This window comes from Ruegeria sp. BE10 (assembly GCF_056538905.1).
The window spans coordinates 139,056-156,662 of sequence record NZ_JBQFTX010000008.1 but is presented as its reverse complement, the minus strand read 5'-3'; the positions used below and the strand labels follow the sequence as shown (position 1 = coordinate 156,662).

Here is a 17,607-nt window from a genome sequence, read left to right as displayed (position 1 = left end):
AATATTGATTTGTAAAAAATTAGATTCAAATATGCGAATTCGACACAACTTTATTTACCTCCGTTGTTGTCGCTGTCGCCCGATTTGTCGGGCCCTTCCGACTGCTGGAGTGAGTGCTGGCAGTCGGAAGGCACTTTACAATGATTGAGCGTTGGGAGGACGCGATGCCCAAACTTAACGTACTCGCCCTCTTTCCAGAGTTTGCTCTAGCATTTGCTAGTGACGTCATTCGGCCTTCACACGTTATTGTCGGCCCCGATAGTCAACGAAATATCGTCCCGCCGACCAAGCCCCCCGCGGCAAGTTTTGGGAAAGGTATTCACAGGATGGAAGCATGTTCTGTCGGGCACTCAGACGCGAGAGCTTCAAACAAGCGCATCCAATTTCACTAATTTCAAGGGAACCAGAGGGAGAAGAAAATGTCTAACAAGATGGTGATGATTGCAGGCGCGACATGTTTCGCACTGCTTGCGGCCTGCGACGATACGAGTACATCAAGCGCGTCCGCCGAGCTCACGCCGGCTCAGCAGGCGTGTTTGCGAGATGTAGCCAATACGACAAACAATTCGCAAGTCGTGGTGCTCTCATCCGCGTTTAGCGAGGCGGGAACACAGGTCACTGTAGGCGTTGGCGAGGATCGTGCTCCTTGGAATTGCATTGCTTACAGTGATGGCGCGACAGCTGGTATCGAGTTCCTGGGCGACGAAGGCGCATTGTGATCTGTTTGGTGCGCAGCTGAATACGGCTGCGCAGTACTGGCTTGATCTGCTGAGGCTCGACTTGGTTTGTAGAACCACCATCATCGTATTCGCGGTCCTGTACCTGTTGGCGTTGGTTGCATTCTTGACGGGCACGTTCGGCTGGTTGGGACAGGAACCAGACCCTTTGTCCGGAGTGTTCCTGCTGCCGTTGGGACTACCTTGGATACTTGTAGCGGACTTAATTTCGGAGTCCGCCAAGCCGTGGTTCGCGGCGATTGCACCGGTGCTCAACATTTTGGCGCTGGTTTTCATTTGCAGGTGGGCTCGCAGTTTACACCAGAAATGAAGGAAGAGCTCTGTCTCACCAAAAGGGAGGAAAACATGGGAAAAGTGATCTTGGGAATTGTGATCGGGCTCGTCCTCGGCGTGGTTGGGGCGATGACCTTGGGTGGCGGGGCCGCGGTAGGTGTCGGCGTTGCGACAGGCTTGTCCGCTGGTGTCTGCACCACATTGAAAGGAGCAAAAGCCGAGAACCTTATCACCGCCGAGCAAGCGGATCAGATCCTCAATCGCGTGAATTCCGAAATGGCGTCAATGCAAGGAATTGAAACGACGGGCGAGATCGTCGGCAGCGCACAGGCATGCGATGAATTTCTGTCAAAGTTACGAGAAGCGAAGTGAGGTTCCGCTTTGTACGGAACAAAACATTAAGGACAAGCCAACAGGGAACCATCTGATGAAACTCGTTTTACTCAAGCTCCTCACATCCATGTTCGCAATCGCGGGCACAGCTGCTTTTGCAATGTCAGAAGCCGACGACGCTTGTATCGACCATTTGCGGCAGGTTGGTGGACCAGACGGTCAATCCGGAACAATTGAAAGCTCTCAGTTCTCGGAAGCTGGTACGCTCGTTATGCTGCGTGATGCAGGTGGAACACTTTGGCGCTGCATCGCTTACAAGGATGGAAGCATCGGCGAGATGTCGGTTGTCGAAGCCATGGATGATGGCGGTGGAGCCATGGACGGTGCCGCCGGGTCTACCGGTAGCCAGCGTGTCAAATTCGGTGCCGGGTCCACCGGTGTCGAACTCGTCGGCCAACTCGAGCCCGGCGCCTCTCAACAATATGTCCTTGGCGCGCAGAACGAACAGTTTCTGTATGTGCGCGTCGCGCCACGAAACGGGTCGTTGGACTACGTCATTCGCAACCCTGATGGCTCGGAGCTTCTGGAGTTGATGTCGGCGGACAAGGAATACCGGGGCCAGCTTTGGCAATCTGGTGACCATGTCGTTGAAGTTATTAACCGGGGAAATGTGCAAGTTGACTACAACGTCATATTTGGAATCGAGTAAGACCACGCGTGAGTTGCACTGGATTTTTTGGATTGCTGGCGACCAGAAAGGGAGAGAAGAAATGAGAACCAATCTATCGCTGCTTGGAGGTGCAGTTTGTGCCCTTGCTTTGGCGGCATGTGACGATAACGGGGGATCAGTGGATACTGGGTCGCCAACCGTCGGCAGTTCAAGCGACCTTTCGTCTTTTGAAGGTGCGCGCGCCGGTCAGGCTGAAATGGGCATCCAAAGTCTCGGATTTGAACTCATCCGAAGCGAAGGTCTGACCTCGTACTGGTTCAACCGGAATACAGGCGCTTGCGCGCGCATTACTACATCTGAGGGTCGGTATTCAGATGTCACCATGCTTCCTTCCTCCGACTGCTGAATTTTGTCCGGATTAGTTTATAAAAGTGAAGGAGGCTGAGAAATGCACTTCGATCTTGCACACGCTGTGGTGACTGTTGCAGCTTTGATAGTCACAAACCTCGTATTGAAATCTGCCGGGGTGATCAACGAAGAAAACAAACACCAATGGAACTGGAAAGTTGTTCTGGCCTACTTCGTAGTCGTCTTTCTCATCAATCTGGTGTGGCCAATTTGAAACTTTAGGACGGGAAGCCAACCGCCCACCTTACATGGTTACCGTGAACGAGCCTCTCCGCGGGACTCCCGGCAAGAAAAGCGTGAGCATCGCTGGCTGAAAACAGAAAGGAATACGCATGCGGTTTTTGACGTCCCTCATATTCATTGGTGTTCTTGCAACCGCGGCGAATTCTGATGTGACCAGTCGAAACGGTGGCCCAAGCAACAGTCAAATGCTTTCAAAGGGTGGCGACGGAGGAGTTGATGGTGTCGCTTTTTTTCGCCCAGTCTTAAGCGGAGTATTGTATCGCTCTGGTTTCAAAGGCGGCGACAAGGACCGAACGGGCCTGAGTGAAGGACAACGCGAAACTTTGTGCGGTGAAGGGTTTTCAACCGGGTTTTATGCCGACTTTGGCAAAAACACTGAGTACGGTCGCACAAGTTGTGGAAACGGATCCTTTGACTATCAAAGTGCCAGATCCTCCCGACCCGGTGCTGTCATGGCTTCCATACACGAGGTGATTGAAAACCCTGGAAAAGGCCCTGTATTGGTGCACTGCATGTGGGGCGTTCATTCCTCGGGGGCATTGTCGGCAATGGCGCTCGTTCAGTTTTGTGGTTGGACAGAAGAAAGGGCCAAGGAATATTGGAATGATGCCCGAAACGGGGCCCCTTGTTCAGGCGGGTGCGACCAGTGGATTGACTCAAAATTCTCCAACTTCAGCGTCGACCCCAAGTTGAAAATCTCCACCGAACAACAGGCAACGATTTGCCCCAAATGATATTGGGAGGACTATCCAAATGAAGTTCATCCTTCTGGGGTCACTTGCTTTCATTGCACCCGCCGTCTTGTGGGCGAACGACGATGTTCTAGGTGAAGCCACGACATTTAATAGTCCCAACGGTGTTACTGAACGCTGTATTCGGATCAATAAAGTTCCAACGGGCGAGTATAAGAAAAGCAATCTTGAGGAAGAAGCGGCCTATTGCGAGATCGATTTCTATGCCTCCGAAATTGCTATTTGCCCAAAAACCTGGAGCACCAGCCCAGGAATGGCCGTCTACGATATTTCGGAAGGACCTTACGTGGGGAACCGTTCTGAATTCGAGAGAAACGCTTGCAAGGAGGGGAAGGCGGCAAAAGATCTGGCCAAGGATAGGGTGGCTAAATTCAAGTCCACCATGAACCAAAAAGGCACCAGTGGAACGTTTTCCACGTCTTCACTGCTTTACTATCATTTCTCCAGGTATTTCGACGCAACTGTCAGAGTTCCAGTCGCTGTTTGGCGTAGCATGGACGCCCAGGCGCATTTTTCCGAGGTCGCCGAGCCTGGCCTTGCGATTTCTGGTGGATCTCATGGCGGGCGCATGAACCACGAAGGCTGGCGGGTCTTCGCAGCCGCGGATGCTGACCCGAAATCATACCAGCCAACCGACGATCTATTCACCGCGGATCGAACGCAAATTTACGGTGTACTGCTTGATAGTCCTGGGCATCGATACGGCTCGGAAATCAACGGCACTCGTAAGTCTGGCTGGGGGAAAGGTCAAAACCGCGATTTTCAGGAAACCCCCGCTTTCTTGGCTTTGCGTTCTTCAAAACCCTTGCCAGAAGCCATTGCAGAGGGCGTTAAAGAAGGCCGAAAAGACCGGATGATCAACAAGGATCTCGGCCCCGATGTCAGTGACCAACAGATGGCATTTTGGATGCAAGAACTCACCGAGATTGTTCTACTCGACTTCATCTTTAGCCAGCAGGACCGTGTGGGAAACATAGACTTCACACCCTATTGGTATTGGGTCGAAGACGGAGACCTGAAGCATAGGAAGGCCAAGCACCATGAACCAAACGATGGAGACGTTCCCGCCGACGCATTATTGATCCGTCGCAGCAATCTAAACGACAACGATGCTGGTGGGCGGGTCGAGTATGCCAATTTCGCAAAATCTACTCAAATGCTAGAGAAAATGCGGCACTTCTCTCCAAGTACGTATCGGCGCTTGGTCGCTTTGAATAATGACCTTCAATCTCAAGGTCCCGTCTACGGCTGGTTGTCGCAAAGCTTTGGGTTGTCAGACAGTCAGATTGCCCAAGTTGTGAAAAACACCGCGCTGGCAACATCCATCCTCCAGGACAATTGTTCTAATGGTGATTTGATGTTCGATTTGGATCCTGTCGCATTCTTTTTGAGAAACGACACCGAAGTGGAGGCCGTGAACTGTAGTGACCCGTAAGCTTTCTACGCTCTTTGCGGCATTCATTTGGACCGCTCTGGTCGCCTGCAAAGCGGCGGCATTGGATGTCATCGTCATATCGGATCTGAATGGAAGCTATGGTTCGGTAAGATACGATGCCCGCGTCGACAAAGCGATTGAGCGGATAGTCGAGATTGATCCAGATCTGGTTATTTCGACCGGAGATATGGTTGCGGGGCAGCGCATTCCCAACTTGTCCGACAAACAGGTCAGGGATATGTGGAAGGCGTTTCACGAGGCCGTATCAGATCCTTTAGCGGCTGCCGGCATTCCATTTGCGGTTACGCCAGGAAACCATGACGCCTCTGCGTACAGTGGGTTCGAGCGGGAAAGAAAAATATACGCAGAGGAATGGACTCCGAGAAAACCAGACGTCGACTTCCTGCTTTCAGATGACTACCCGTTCTTCTACGCATTTGAGATGCAGGGCATTACGTTTGCGTCTCTGGATGCAACGACCCTAGGACCCCTATCCGGTGACCAGCAGGATCGCCTACAGGAACTGGGTGCAGACGGAGACCCGATTGTCACTTTCAGTCACCTCCCACTTTGGCCATTCGCAATCCAGCGCGAACGCGAAATCATCGGCGACCCAACACTTGAAAAAATCTATTTGGAAAGCGGTGTCGTTCTGCATCTGTCAGGCCACCATCATGCCTTCTATCCAGGTTGGAAAGACGGTGTTGCTTACGTCTCCCAAGCTTGTTTGGGAGGTGGTCCCCGACGGCTTATCGGCTCAAAAGCCAGATCACCTCACAGCTTCACTCATGTTACGTTTCAGCCAAACGGAGAATTTGGGATAGCAGTATATCGAGGACCTGATTTCGAAAGGTCGGTAAACTTCAAGTCGCTTCCGAAAGAGATCAGATCCCCGAACGCGGTGTTGAAACGTTTGGACCTTGTCAAATGATTAGAGGTTGAGTTTCAGTTCAACTTTTTCAGGAACCAAGTCGTTTATCATCTCTTCTATCCGGGCTTCTGAAAGTCCACCCGAGGTGATGAAAAGCAATGAAACGCGAGATTTTCCGGGGACGTGGTGTTTTCTGACCAGCTTCCATCCAGCGTCTGCGGCCATAGCTTCAATGGCGCCGCTGACGTTCAATGAGTGCTCTTCGTCTGAGGCCTTCAGGGAAACTTCGACACCCCTGTTGCGTCCGCCTAGCCAAATGAAACACCAACACACAATTGCCACCAGAGTGGCCATCAGCGGCAAGCCCAAACCGACCGCAAGACCAAGAACCGTTACGATAATCATTTCGACTGTATCGACCGGGTCATCCAGATTGGAGCGGAACCTGAGCAACGCGCCGATGCCAAAGATAACGAAACCAATCATTGACCCATGTTGAACAACGAGGAACCCTACGGCCATTCCGATCAGCGCGTACAGGAAAAACAATCTGGGCATAACCAGATCGCTGACACTTCGGCGCGCTTTACGTCGTACGGGATGATAGACAATCAAAGCGGTCAAAATGATCGTTACGATGACGTCCAGTGTGAAAAAGTAGAGTTCCTGTTTGCCGCGGAACTGAGTCCAGCTTCGTTCAATTACTATCTCTGACTCGGATGTTCCTGCAAGCAAGGAAGCAGGATCAATCTGAGAATAGCTAACACTAGGCAAAAGCACCGCCAAAAGGACCGATGCAATCGAAAATAGCTTACTCAACAGTCTTTTCCTCCCGCTGAATCGTCGAATATTCGCTCTGTAGTGAGTAACTTGGCTTAATCGCTCAACACCTCACGACTAAGCCGCACTCCCATAGACCAATTCAACCTTATGAATTTAGTTCCGGTAAAGCCTTGCTGGATCAGACATCATACTTCCGCCAAATACTGTGTTAGGTTGGACAACATCGATTTTTGATCGAGTATGAACTAAGTCCAAACGAACGCAGGTTTTACTCGAATGAACCAGCCAAATGATCGGCACAAACGAAGAGTTGCAAAGGTAATTTGCGCGAGCCTTGCTGTGATCGCCAACGTTTTTGCGTTAACGAGCCCAGTGAGAGCGCAGACTGATATGTTGGAACTTATTGGGTCTTACAAAGTGGCAGATAATTCAGCGGGCTTTTCTGAGCCATCCGGATTGTCGCTTTCCAGTGTTCATGGATTCTTGTGGGCAGTAAGCGATGAAGCATCGAAGCTGCACCTTCTAGGAGTAGATGGAGAGCTAAAGAGTTCGTTCAAACTTCCAGAATATCTGGGCACAGACTTGGAAGGTGTCGCTGGAAGAAAGGATGGGTCTGTATTGCTGTTACAAGAAACTGACCGATCCATCGTAACGGTCCAACCCACAGACCCAATCAAAGTCAATTCTACTCCAATTTCTTCACTCAGGGGCTACAGCAAAGTTGCTGAAATGCTTGCTGAGAACCCTTTGAACAAGGGACCGGAAGGGATCACTGTAGATCAAGACTCTGGGCAAGTATTTGTAGTCATTGAGGGTCAACCAAGACTGCTGCTCGTCATTTCCTCGAAAATTGATGAGATTATTGGAGTAGTTCCATTAGCGGCTGAGGCTGGTTTCGTTTCATCTCGCGCCGACGATGACGAACTAGACATCAGCGGGATCGCCTGGTCCGGCAAGACCAAGTCTTTATGGATACTCAGCGATGAAGGGCGCCGAATATTCGTTTTTGATCCTGAAGTTCTGACGGTCAAAACTATCGATTTAATTTACTCCAAAAAGGATGAAGTAAAGGAAGTGAAGAATCCTGAGGGGATAGCTTTGGATGAAAGTGGTGGCGTTCTTTACATCTTGACCGATGATGGCAAAAAGTCACGCTTATACGCATTTGTTTTACCGCAGGTTTGATTGCCGAAAAAAATCGCACTGGCTTGTCGTATTCAATTGCAGAAAACGAAATGGCCACCTCTTCCCGCATCTCGGGAGTTGCGAATGCCAGTATCGAATGTCCGGTTTGGGCTGGAAGCGGCCACCCGAAAACCTTCCCCGGCAATTCGGCGATGGCGCGAAATAAGCAAAGAATGAGACCCGAAGATATGGAGCCTCGAACTAAGAAAGTTGAAGGTTAATGCGCCCAAAGTTTTGGGCCAAAAACGCAATTCTTTGGGCGAAATGCAAAGCTATGGGCGCACCTACAGAGACTGCAGGTGTTCTCATAACGCAGCATTGTCTTCATTGAAGACATTCAGGAAATTCGGCTGTGTTCGCCCATAATTCTGCGCGGTATTTGCGCACAAGCTTGCGCGATTTGCCCATAAATTTGCGCGGTTCGAAAAACGCTCTCAATTGATGGCAGCTGTCGCGCTCCTTCTTCAGCTTTAAAGGGCTATCTCTCAATCATAGGTGCATTCTGGGCGGCAAAATTTAACCCTTATCTGAAGGACGATGCTCGTCAGCGTTTGTGGTAAATTGCGGAACTGGAATCCAGTTTCTGAAGCCCAAATTCTGCGGAAGGCCGTGACGTGCATTCTATTCGATTTAGCCGAACGAGCCAAAAAGTCTTCGTTTTCCTCGGCAACGGTTCTATGGCCGAATTACGGATTTGAATAGTGCTTTGCCGATGCCTGCTCAAGTTCTCGTGAGCGGTCAGGCGATCCACCCAAAAGCGTATCCTGCGGCGAGAGATCCCAAAATGGCAAGCAAAAGATAGAGCAAGAATGGCTTCAGTTTGAGAACCGGGGCGATGGCCATTGCGCCCCAGATACTGACCACACCACCTGAAACCAAAAAGGCCATGGCGGCACCTTTAGACATGCCGTTGTCAATTAGCCCACGCGTAAGTGGGAGCGCGGCGTAACCATCGATATAGGCTGGTGCACCAAAAAAAACCGCTGCGGGTATAGCCCACCATTGATCCTCGCCAACATAAGCCGCAAGCACCCCTGGGGTCAGTGCAGCATTCAACGCGTATTCGGCCGCAAAGGCAGGAATCAGGCAGATTAAGATAAGCCGTGCCGTTGCCCAGAATTGTTTTCTGAATGAATGCCGACGTGCTTGAGTTCTCCAAACCCATGGGTCGAAGTTTTGGTCATTGCAACGTCGCGCTGTGCTGAGTTGGCGTGCCAGACCATTGTTGCGAAGCGCGTACAATGACCAAGGTGCTTTGGCAAATAAGCTGGTAACTGCCCCTCCGAACACACCCAATCCGAACGCTGCGAGCGTTTTGCCAATTGCAAAGCTCAATCCCAGAGTGGCAGCGGTCGTTGCGAGCATCGCAGGGTCTGTGATCGGGGATGACAACCAAAACGCCATGATCGGGGCAAGCGGCACGCCAGCAGCCAATAACCCTGCCATCAATGGCAGTACGGTGACACCACAAATTGGCGTGATGGCCCCGATCAATGATGCGGCCACCACTGTTCGGAGTGTCCTGCCTTCGAACACGCCAGCAATGTGGGTGTCTGCTCCGCTGGCGATGATCCAGGCCGCCAGAAGGATGCCTGGAATAACTATCGGGGCAACGACAACGAGGCCCCAGAGGACAAACCTAGTGGCTTCCGCAATGTGTTCCGGCCAGGCGAAACCGATGCTGACCAACAGCAATAGGCACACGCCCCAGACCACATAAGTCTTACCTGATTGCCGGCGGACAATTGTCTGATCGGTCATAGGATACTCCTTTGATCTTGAAAAATAGGAGTTGAACAAACATGTGTGAAACGAATAGTTTCAATCACTGATATTGGTAATTCAAATGGTAAATCTGGATAGCGATTTGTTGCGCACCTTTGTTGCCGTCGCCGAAGCAGGCAGCGTCACGGATGGCGCCGCACGTATCCATAGGTCCCAATCCGCCACAAGCCTTCAAATCAAACGCCTCGAATCCATCCTCGGCCAACCCGTATTTAAGCGGCACGGGCGCGGGGTCGTCCTAAGCGATGCAGGTCGTCTGCTGTTGCCCGTTGCACATGAAGTGACAACACGTCTGGACGTGGCATTGCAGGACATTTCCCAAACGGCCGTGACGGGCAAACTGCGTATTGGCGTTCCAGATGATCACGGTCGAGCCAAACTGGCTCAGATTATCGCAGCATTCACCCGCCACCACCCACAGGTTGAGTTGGAGGTGACCTGCGCTTTGAGCACCGGTTTCCCTGACGCCATCGACAAGGGGTCGTTGGACCTTGCAGTTTATGAAGTTGAAAGCCCAGAGCCTCATGAAGAGCTGTTGTTTGAGGATCCAACATTTTGGGTCTCATCCGCACATCGGGAGTTTTCAGTCGATGAAACTTTGCCGGTGGCTGTATTCGATCACGCCTGTTGGTGGCGCGACGCGGCAATCGCTTCGCTAGAGCACCGCGCAAAACCATACCGCATTGTCTATTCCAGCCAGAGTGTCGCTGGTGTAATCGCGGCGGTCGAAGCAGGGATAGCGGTCGGCCTACTGGGGCGTTCCTCACTTCATGCCGGTCTATCGATAGTGGGCGAGACCCTTGGTTTCAGCAGAACGTCCACCTCGAAGTTGGTGATGGCGGCAGCCGGTTCACAGGAAACCGGGCCATTGGATGCCATGAAAACGGCTATCCGCTCTGCGTTTCTAACTAAAATCTAGAAGACGTGCCTTTTGGCCAGCCGACCGATCCACAAGCTCTTCTAAGTCTCACCGTAGCAAAACCAAATTTTTTTGAAATTGATGATGCGTCAGTTTCCCAGACTTTCAAACCAGTCAAGCGCTGTGGAGCTCCATCCTGGCGGGTAACCGTGCCCTCCGTCATGCAGAATGATTTCGAGACTACCGTATTCGCAGTTCCAGCGTTTGCGCCACAGACCCTCGGTCATTTCGTGATGTGCAGCATTGGGTGGGCATTTGTTTTCTTGCCGCCACACCGACAGGCCTTGCCAGATATCTGCCTGCGTGATGGTAACGTCAGACTCCTCGCTGTGTATTGCGCGACCTTCAAGCGGAACAACTTTGTCGGCAAACCCGTGGGTATGGAGCAAGTGTACCGGCTTTAGACAATCTTCGGTTGCCGGGAGCCAGAAACCACCGGAAGCCGGCGCGTAACCAAGCGCTATTTCCGGTGCAAGACAAGCAACTTCCCAGACCATTGATCCGCCTCTGGAAAATCCTGTCAGCAACACCCGGCCCACATTCACGTTTGCACGAAGGGCAGCGTCAGCCAAAACCTCACGGAGAAATCTTACGTCTGAGCGAGGGTAGGTGTTCCAACCGTCTCGAACAGACCAGTCGGTGGGTTTACCATCCAACCATGGGAGAGCTGTTGGCGCGATAAATGCGTATCCCCGCTTGGTGAATTCTTCAACGAACGCCGAGTTCCCTACAATCTTCTCACCTGTACCGCCATAACCGTGCAGGTGCATCACAGCAGGTCCACCCTGCCAATCGTTCGGAAGAACGATATGATATTCTCCGGTTTCAATCTTGCACGAGTTTGTTTTGTCACCACAATCGAGGGCGATTGCCTGCCCTGAACTCACGAGTAAAACTAAAACGGCCAATACTTTGTTGTGCATAATGTCCCCTCGGGGATTGATGTTAGCACACTACAACACAGAATTTCCCGAGAGAGCTTACTCGGGCAGCCCCACCAAACGAAGTCCATCCAGGATTGCGTCCCAACGTGTTGGGTCCTGAAAATGGAACCTGCGCACGCCGCTAACTCGGAAGTCCGGATCTGACGCAATTAGGGCATCCCGCGCCCTTTCTCCTTCATCAGGTAGACCAGCCTGACCGGCTGCGCTGGCAAGGTACATTTGTGCGACCGGCAGCCCCGGCGAATTTTGTAACGCTCGGTTGGCGTTGGCGATGGCATTCTCGAAGTCGCCCATAACCAGATAAGTCTGGGCCAACGCTTGTGGGACACGGTGATATATCCGGTTCTTGGCAAGAGAAAACGAGCCCTTTTTGATGGACTTCAGCGCTAACTCTGGTTGGCCCATCAGGTTCTGAATCCAGCCCAGTACCATATGCCCCTGGGCGAACTGCGGACTGATTTCGAACCCGCGTTCAACACACCGCACCGCCGCTTCCAAATCGCCGGTAATACCGTAGTGAAAAATCCCCCGGATCAGGTGCAAGTAGTCGCTTTGGTCATTCAACGATACCGCCTTGCTCAACCCGGCGTCGGCCGCTTCGATATCCTCCGTGTTTATCGGACGGTAACCCCATACCAATTCGCCGATCAACGTGTTCGCCTTCATCCCAACGGCCATAAAATTGCGTGGCTGGACCTTCAGGATCCTGTCCAGCAGACGGCCCGCCGCATCCCATTCTTCGGGCTGCGATCCCATCATGTAATGCCCTGCGAGGTTCAGCATTGCCTCGGGATCGTTTGTCTCTGTCTCAGCCGCGTGCTCAGCAATTCGTTGCAAAATTCCGTATCGGATCGTTGTTGCGATTTCACCTGACAACAGATCTTCCGCCAAGAAGGGGTCGGAAAGATCACCGTTCATCCGCTGGGTCAGATAGGTTGCTGACGTGCTCGTCTCGCGTAGCTTTAGGGTGGTACGGACCTGGTTGCCGGACGCCTGAAACACTGCGGTTGCGATATGATCCGGGTCCGCATCGAGAGCGATCAGATCCAATCCGGTCAGATTGGCAAGCGCCGCCTCTACCGTGTGATTGCAGGCCTCTGCCAGCATCTTGGCATCATCATTGCTGCCAAGGGCTTCGAATGCCGCGAGGGCTATGGTCGGTTTCCTGGATGTACCACCGATGGGTGGTGTGCTGACACTGTTCTGCCCACCATCTTGGTCGGGGGGCCAAACAAAGGCGCGGATCGGGCGCGAGATGTTTTTTAATGTCAATTCACCGATATCCGCAAATAGCACGTCCATTACGCCAACGATCTGGTCACGAACGGCAGCGGAGATGCAAATCCCGCCCGTCGGGGCTGCGCCCTCTAAGCGAGCTGCGAGATTCACACCGTCACCATAGATATCGCCGTCATCAACAACCACATCGCCTATGTGAAGGCCCATGCGGTAACTGATCTGCCGATCCTGAGGCGTGGATTCTTCCTCTGCGCGAACGGCTTCTTGTGCAGATATCGCGAAGCGAACCGCTTCCACTACACTAGAAAACTCGGCCAGAAATCCGTCGCCCGTTGACTTGATGATCTTACCACCTGCCTGCGCAACACCGGGATCAAACACGGACACGCGCAGTTCTTTCTGACGGGCCAGCGTGGCTTCCTCGGCGGCTTCCACAAGCCGCGAGAAGCCGACAATGTCAGCCGCCAAGATCGAAGTGAGTTTGCGTTTCAACCTTCGGCTCGCGTGTTCAAGGAAATCCAACCGGTTTTGTCCGGTTCGGTCACAGCGGCACCATCCCCTCCAAACGATGTCGGAACCGTCTTCCACTTCGGCAGGCCATCAGCCATGTCGAAAACACGCTCGCCGTAGAAGATGTGAAAGGCCGGCTCGAAGCTCAAACCGGATTCGGCCAGCGACATTGCGTAGACCGCTACAATGTCCTTTCCGGGTTTGATATTCACCAATGCACCTCCGCATTTGCCGCAGGAAACACGATGGCTTTCATCATTCTTGTCCGAGTGAACCGTCGGTCCTGACAACGAGACATTGTCTGCCGACCAGAGGCACCAGGCATTGACCGGCGCCGAATGCCATTTTCTGCAAGAGTGGCAATGACAATAAGCCATGACCATCGGCTCACCGGCAGTAGAAACACTACATGCGCCGCAATAACAGATTCCTCGGTAGGTTTCAGAATCATCACTCATTTTCCATCTACCCCCAATCGAATAATGGCTGTTAACGCAAGTTTTCCGCCACGCCTTCTTCTCCAATGCACTGCCAGTTATACATTCCAATTGCCGGGTCCCAAAGTGGCTTATTTACCTCTGAAACTGCGCTATCGAAGGTGCCGGAGGTGCTTCCAACTTCTCGCACCTTATCGCGTTGCGGATGCCTAAAGATGCAACGCAATCGCGAGATCGTGGAGCAAAACTTACAAAATCCTAAGACCCGGCTCGCCATTTCAGGCGCTCGCCACGCCAATGCATTCAAAAGACTGCGTTGGTCAGAAGGTCAAAGGATAACGGCATCCAAGGACTTTGGATGTTCCGTTATTGCCTCCCAACCATCTTCGGTGATTATGAAACTGTCGCCAACCTGCGCACGAAATGTATCGACTGACACTGAACCATCAACAGCGAAAACCATCCCTGGCTGCAACACTGTCGTGTCGCCGGTGACGAGCTGTGGTTTCTCCAAAAAGCTATAGCCGGTCGCGCGACCACACCGGAACGGGTATTCAAAACCCGCCCCCTGGATAACCTCGGCATAGGCGGTATGCACACTTTCGGCGGTCACACCTGGGCGCAGCTCTGCCAGTGCGGCGGCCTGACTTGCCACGGCAACCTCATAGATATTCTCTTGTTGTTTGTCCGCCACCTCACCAATCCAAAAGGTGCGGTCAAAACCCAGTTTGAAGCGGTGAAAATTGGTCATGCCGCAAAAGCATAAAAACACCGGCTCGCCTCGTTTCATGATCCGGGTTGAGGCGCGATGATGGGTTTTGGTGATGGTGTCGCCCGACGCCATTATTTGCAGAAAATGAGTGTTGGGCGACATGTCCGCGTCATCGTAATGCGCCACTAAAAGCTCGGCGGCCTTTCGTGTTCCAGCCTGGGACGTGGCAATCGCAACTTCGAACTCCGGCACTCCGTCTGCAATGGCGTCGCGTCCGGCGTCCATCATAGCGCTTGCAACTTGCCCGGCATGCCGGGCCAATTGAAGTTCCTGGGCGGATTTTATCATTCGCATTTCAGCCAATATCGGTGTGGCGCTGACCAGGTTTTCCACCGGGACCAACGTTTCCAGATATGTCCGCACAACAGGCGGCATGTGATCAGGCTCGATCCCGACGCGCTTTGCCATTTTGACCGCTTTAGGCAGTTCCGATCTCCACTCTTCGCCCATACCGTCATTCCAGGCCGCGATACGATCAACATGAGCCGCCGAACGTGCCGCGTTCAGGTCTATTGTCGGCGTGATCAGCAGGCTTTCACCTGACTTGTGCACAACCAGGATGGTTGGACGCCCGAACTCCATATGCAGGTAGTCATAATAGCCCGTCAGATAATAAACGTTGTCGTCATCGGTGATGAGAGCAACGTCGATTCCGGCTTCTTGCATATGAGTGCGAAAGCTTGTCATCCTCCCAGCAAACATCGTCAGTCTCCATCCTGAAGGTATCAGTTGAGCTTCTCAAATTGAGTTGCGTGATCGAGACGGTAGAACACGTTTGGTCCACGGTCTATAAAAGCAAAGTCAAGCACCTGTCATGACGCTTCGCCAGCATTTCATCGGAATTACTTCTCGGATCACTGTTTTTCCCGTTAAAGCCTATCATCAAGCTTCAACCATACGGTGATACGCCGCCGTAAATAAAACATCAGCGCTATCCGCGATCTACCTCCAAAGCCATTTCCCTTAGGTGTCGCATATCCGTACCGCAGCAACCGCCAAACACCCTGATAGACGGGTTTTTCCGCATGACATCCGCAATTTCTTGGCCGAGCTGCACGGGATCTCCTTCATCCAAGGTATCGGCCTCATCCAGTTCTGCGTGCGAACAACTTGATGCATTGGCAACAACACCTTTGAGCCTTGGATGCGCGTTGAGCGCGTCGGCAAAGTGCGTCGGGTGTGCGCAGTTGACCATGTAGAACAGAGCCGCGCCGTCTGTTTCTGCTTCGATCTGGTCTATGGCATCAACAAGCTTGGTGCCGTCAGCCAAACAGCCATCGGTTTCGACGACCAATGACAAAATGATCGGTAAATCAATATCTCTTGCAGCCAGAACACAGCCAGCAGCCTCGCTTAGGCGGTTGAACGTGTACGCGGTCACCAGATCAACACTGGTTTCTTTCAGAACAGCAAGTTGCGCACCGTGGTAACTACGCGCCGGTTCAACTGTCATGGGCGGGACATCAGCGTAAGGATCGTATCTTGGGCCGACGCAGGCGGAAACCAAAACGTCATCCCGACCAGAAGCCTTGCGCACCTCCTCCATCAGTGCGACACCATCCTTGTTTACCTCACAAAGACGTTCAGCATCGTAGCCCAAAGGTGCAGCACGGTCGGCATTGGCCATCCATGTCGGTGCGTCGAGAATGCACCCAACACCCATATCGCCGGCCAATTGCACGAGCGCTTGCATTTGTCCGGCCAGAACAGCCCGGGTGTCAGGCTTCTCCAGCAAGGGAAACGACGCAAAACCCGGAAGCTCGATACCGTGGTTAAAGATCAGGTCCGTACCTGTACCTGCATAAACCAAAAATTTCTTGTCCCCCTCGCCTGGAAGTCTCCGCGCCATTCTGCACCCCTCGAACACCGGCATTACTCCGCATCCACAATAACAATGATCAGATCTTCTGCAAAACCGAGGTGTTTACTTGTCCGTTCGGACGCTTTCTGCATTTGCGGTATCGGCTAGGCATAGTTAGGCGCGAACCGTCGGAGATTCTGAACAAGCGTGGCTGTACCGTTCTAACCTATAGCCGGTCCTTGTTACCTCGGAGCGGCAGGTTCAAGCTGACACAAAGGACTGGCCGCTCTATCCTTTCTAGGTGGAGGAGAAGACATGAGTGATAAGATCGAAGGCGGCTGCAAATGTGGGCTGGTGCGATATTCTGGAATTCGCTCTGATCTTCCGATGTTTCGATGTCACTGCCGAGATTGCCAGCAGCTTACCGGCTCGGGACATTCAGAGATGGTGCCACTTGTGGCCAAATCTGTTTCGATTGGTGATGCGCTCAAAACATTTGAAATGGCAGGAGGATCAGGGTTGTCGACCTTTAGCGGGTTTTGCCCGAACTGCGGCTCACCGCTGATCCGTAGAAGTGAACGGATGAGTGACTGCATCTACGTCCATGCGGCATCAATGGACGATCCCTCCAAGTATCATCCGGCGAAATCGATCTACAGCGAAGCAGCTCAGGCTTGGGACGAAGCAGTGATAACAACTGAAGGGGCAGGCACAAAATAACCTCGAATGTCTTTGTTTACTTCCGCCTGAACGCGCGTTGCCAAATCCGCGCGTATTGCATCACGCCGTTCTTTCGGCTGACGCTTGAGGAGCGATGCCGCACGCACTGCACCCCCATCAAAAACATCAAAAAGCATCTTAGGATCTGAAACGCACAATTCGCTTGCAACATCGATAAGCCGCACATTGCGGAAACCTGCATTTTCGACCATTGGTTTGGCAATTCCGCTGTCTACGAGCATGTGCGCATCCGGGCCCGCAGGCAGAGAAATGGATGGGTCGGCCAAGCGTTCAACAGCATCGAACAGCCAGCCAAACGCGCCAACTGATCCTTTGCCACGCCAAATCGAGAAGGCAACTCTACCGCCCGGTTTCAGCACTCTGTTTACTTCTCTCAGACCGCGTTCGGGGTCTGGAAAATGTGGGACGCCGAACCCGATTGTGACCGCATTAAAGCTGTGATCTGGAAACTCCATTGCCATTGCATCACCCTGAACGAACCGCGCCGTTGGAACAGCTGATTGGGCAAGCTCAATCATCGGTTCAGAGAAATCCAAGCCCGTTACATCCGAACCGCGGGCCACAAGCTCTGCTGCCACGACACCGTGTCCGGTGCACAGATCAAGCGCTTTGCAATTCGGCCCGGCAGCGACTTCGTCTGCAAGCTTTCTGGCAACCAGGCGCGTCGCCATTTCAAAGCCGTCGGCATACCCTTTAGCAATAGACGGATCCGCCCACCCTCGGCGTTCCATTTTCTCAAAGTCCGCTGTATCAGTCACTTCAGCCCCCC

Annotated in this window: 18 protein-coding genes; 10 read left to right on the top strand and 8 right to left on the bottom strand. The window is 52.6% G+C overall.

Annotated elements, in window-relative coordinates:
• Window positions 1-419 precede the first annotated feature (419 nt).
• From ACR0M2_RS17090 to ACR0M2_RS17060, 7 genes are all read left to right on the top strand, one after another.
• On the top strand, window positions 420-719 hold the full coding sequence (locus tag ACR0M2_RS17090) for a hypothetical protein (RefSeq protein WP_170337109.1): 300 nt from the start codon (window positions 420-422) through the stop codon (window positions 717-719).
• Window positions 720-962: 243 nt separating this feature from the next.
• Window positions 963-1,382, top strand: coding sequence for a hypothetical protein (locus ACR0M2_RS17085; RefSeq protein ID WP_480706184.1), 420 nt, complete (start codon window positions 963-965; stop codon window positions 1,380-1,382).
• A 55-nt stretch (window positions 1,383-1,437) separates the two neighbouring features.
• Window positions 1,438-2,052 (top strand): hypothetical protein, encoded by a 615-nt coding sequence (locus tag ACR0M2_RS17080; RefSeq protein WP_480706182.1) that lies wholly within the window; start codon window positions 1,438-1,440, stop codon window positions 2,050-2,052.
• Window positions 2,053-2,461: 409 nt separating this feature from the next.
• The gene (locus tag ACR0M2_RS17075; RefSeq protein WP_170399849.1) at window positions 2,462-2,635 is read left to right on the top strand and encodes a hypothetical protein; all 174 of its coding nucleotides are present in this window, start codon (window positions 2,462-2,464) and stop codon (window positions 2,633-2,635) included.
• 118 nt (window positions 2,636-2,753) lie between these two features.
• A complete protein-coding gene (locus ACR0M2_RS17070; RefSeq protein ID WP_170552483.1) occupies window positions 2,754-3,398 on the top strand; it encodes a protein-tyrosine phosphatase family protein in 645 nt (214 codons plus the stop codon).
• A 19-nt stretch (window positions 3,399-3,417) separates the two neighbouring features.
• Entirely contained in the window at window positions 3,418-4,851 is a 1,434-nt protein-coding gene (locus ACR0M2_RS17065; RefSeq protein WP_480706180.1) for a hypothetical protein, read from the top strand.
• A complete protein-coding gene (locus tag ACR0M2_RS17060; RefSeq protein ID WP_480706178.1) occupies window positions 4,841-5,782 on the top strand; it encodes a metallophosphoesterase family protein in 942 nt (313 codons plus the stop codon). The genes ACR0M2_RS17065 and ACR0M2_RS17060 overlap by 11 nt, the downstream gene beginning before the upstream one ends.
• Here ACR0M2_RS17060 and ACR0M2_RS17055 read toward each other — a convergent pair whose 3' ends face one another.
• On the bottom strand, window positions 5,783-6,541 hold the full coding sequence (locus ACR0M2_RS17055) for a DUF4956 domain-containing protein (RefSeq protein WP_480646785.1): 759 nt from the start codon (window positions 6,539-6,541) through the stop codon (window positions 5,783-5,785). It abuts the gene before it with no gap.
• Between the two features lie 354 nt (window positions 6,542-6,895).
• On the opposite strand from ACR0M2_RS17055, the gene ACR0M2_RS17050 reads away from it, so the two are divergent.
• Complete coding sequence (locus ACR0M2_RS17050; protein WP_480706176.1) at window positions 6,896-7,690, top strand: SdiA-regulated domain-containing protein; 795 nt, start codon at window positions 6,896-6,898, stop codon at window positions 7,688-7,690.
• 738 nt (window positions 7,691-8,428) lie between these two features.
• Here the strand turns inward: ACR0M2_RS17050 and ACR0M2_RS17045 are convergent.
• Complete coding sequence (locus tag ACR0M2_RS17045) at window positions 8,429-9,451, bottom strand: permease (protein ID WP_480706173.1); 1,023 nt, start codon at window positions 9,449-9,451, stop codon at window positions 8,429-8,431.
• An 85-nt stretch (window positions 9,452-9,536) separates the two neighbouring features.
• On the opposite strand from ACR0M2_RS17045, the gene ACR0M2_RS17040 reads away from it, so the two are divergent.
• A complete protein-coding gene (locus ACR0M2_RS17040) occupies window positions 9,537-10,394 on the top strand; it encodes a LysR substrate-binding domain-containing protein (protein WP_480706172.1) in 858 nt (285 codons plus the stop codon).
• Between the two features lie 89 nt (window positions 10,395-10,483).
• On the opposite strand, the gene ACR0M2_RS17035 is transcribed toward ACR0M2_RS17040, so the two are convergent.
• From ACR0M2_RS17035 to ACR0M2_RS17015, 5 genes are all read right to left on the bottom strand, one after another.
• The gene (locus ACR0M2_RS17035) at window positions 10,484-11,317 is read right to left on the bottom strand and encodes a CE1 family esterase (protein ID WP_480706170.1); all 834 of its coding nucleotides are present in this window, start codon (window positions 11,315-11,317) and stop codon (window positions 10,484-10,486) included.
• 57 nt (window positions 11,318-11,374) lie between these two features.
• On the bottom strand, window positions 11,375-13,069 hold the full coding sequence (locus ACR0M2_RS17030; protein WP_480706168.1) for an adenylate/guanylate cyclase domain-containing protein: 1,695 nt from the start codon (window positions 13,067-13,069) through the stop codon (window positions 11,375-11,377).
• Window positions 13,066-13,545, bottom strand: a complete 480-nt coding sequence (locus ACR0M2_RS17025) for a GFA family protein (protein ID WP_170361929.1) — start codon at window positions 13,543-13,545, stop codon at window positions 13,066-13,068. The genes ACR0M2_RS17030 and ACR0M2_RS17025 overlap by 4 nt, the downstream gene beginning before the upstream one ends.
• Window positions 13,546-13,852: 307 nt before the next feature.
• Window positions 13,853-14,983: a M24 family metallopeptidase gene (locus ACR0M2_RS17020; protein ID WP_480706166.1), complete on the bottom strand. Its 1,131-nt coding sequence runs from the start codon at window positions 14,981-14,983 to the stop codon at window positions 13,853-13,855.
• A gap of 244 nt (window positions 14,984-15,227) precedes the next feature.
• Entirely contained in the window at window positions 15,228-16,169 is a 942-nt protein-coding gene (locus ACR0M2_RS17015; RefSeq protein WP_480706164.1) for a homocysteine S-methyltransferase family protein, read from the bottom strand.
• 243 nt (window positions 16,170-16,412) lie between these two features.
• Here ACR0M2_RS17015 and ACR0M2_RS17010 point away from each other — a divergent pair, with 243 nt between their 5' ends.
• Window positions 16,413-16,817 carry a GFA family protein gene (locus tag ACR0M2_RS17010; RefSeq protein WP_170352124.1) on the top strand — a complete coding sequence of 135 codons (405 nt, stop codon included), beginning with the start codon at window positions 16,413-16,415 and terminating at the stop codon, window positions 16,815-16,817.
• Here ACR0M2_RS17010 and ACR0M2_RS17005 read toward each other — a convergent pair.
• Window positions 16,766-17,509, bottom strand: coding sequence for a methyltransferase domain-containing protein (locus tag ACR0M2_RS17005; RefSeq protein WP_480706252.1), 744 nt, complete (start codon window positions 17,507-17,509; stop codon window positions 16,766-16,768). The genes ACR0M2_RS17010 and ACR0M2_RS17005 overlap by 52 nt on opposite strands.
• Window positions 17,510-17,607: the final 98 nt, after the last annotated feature.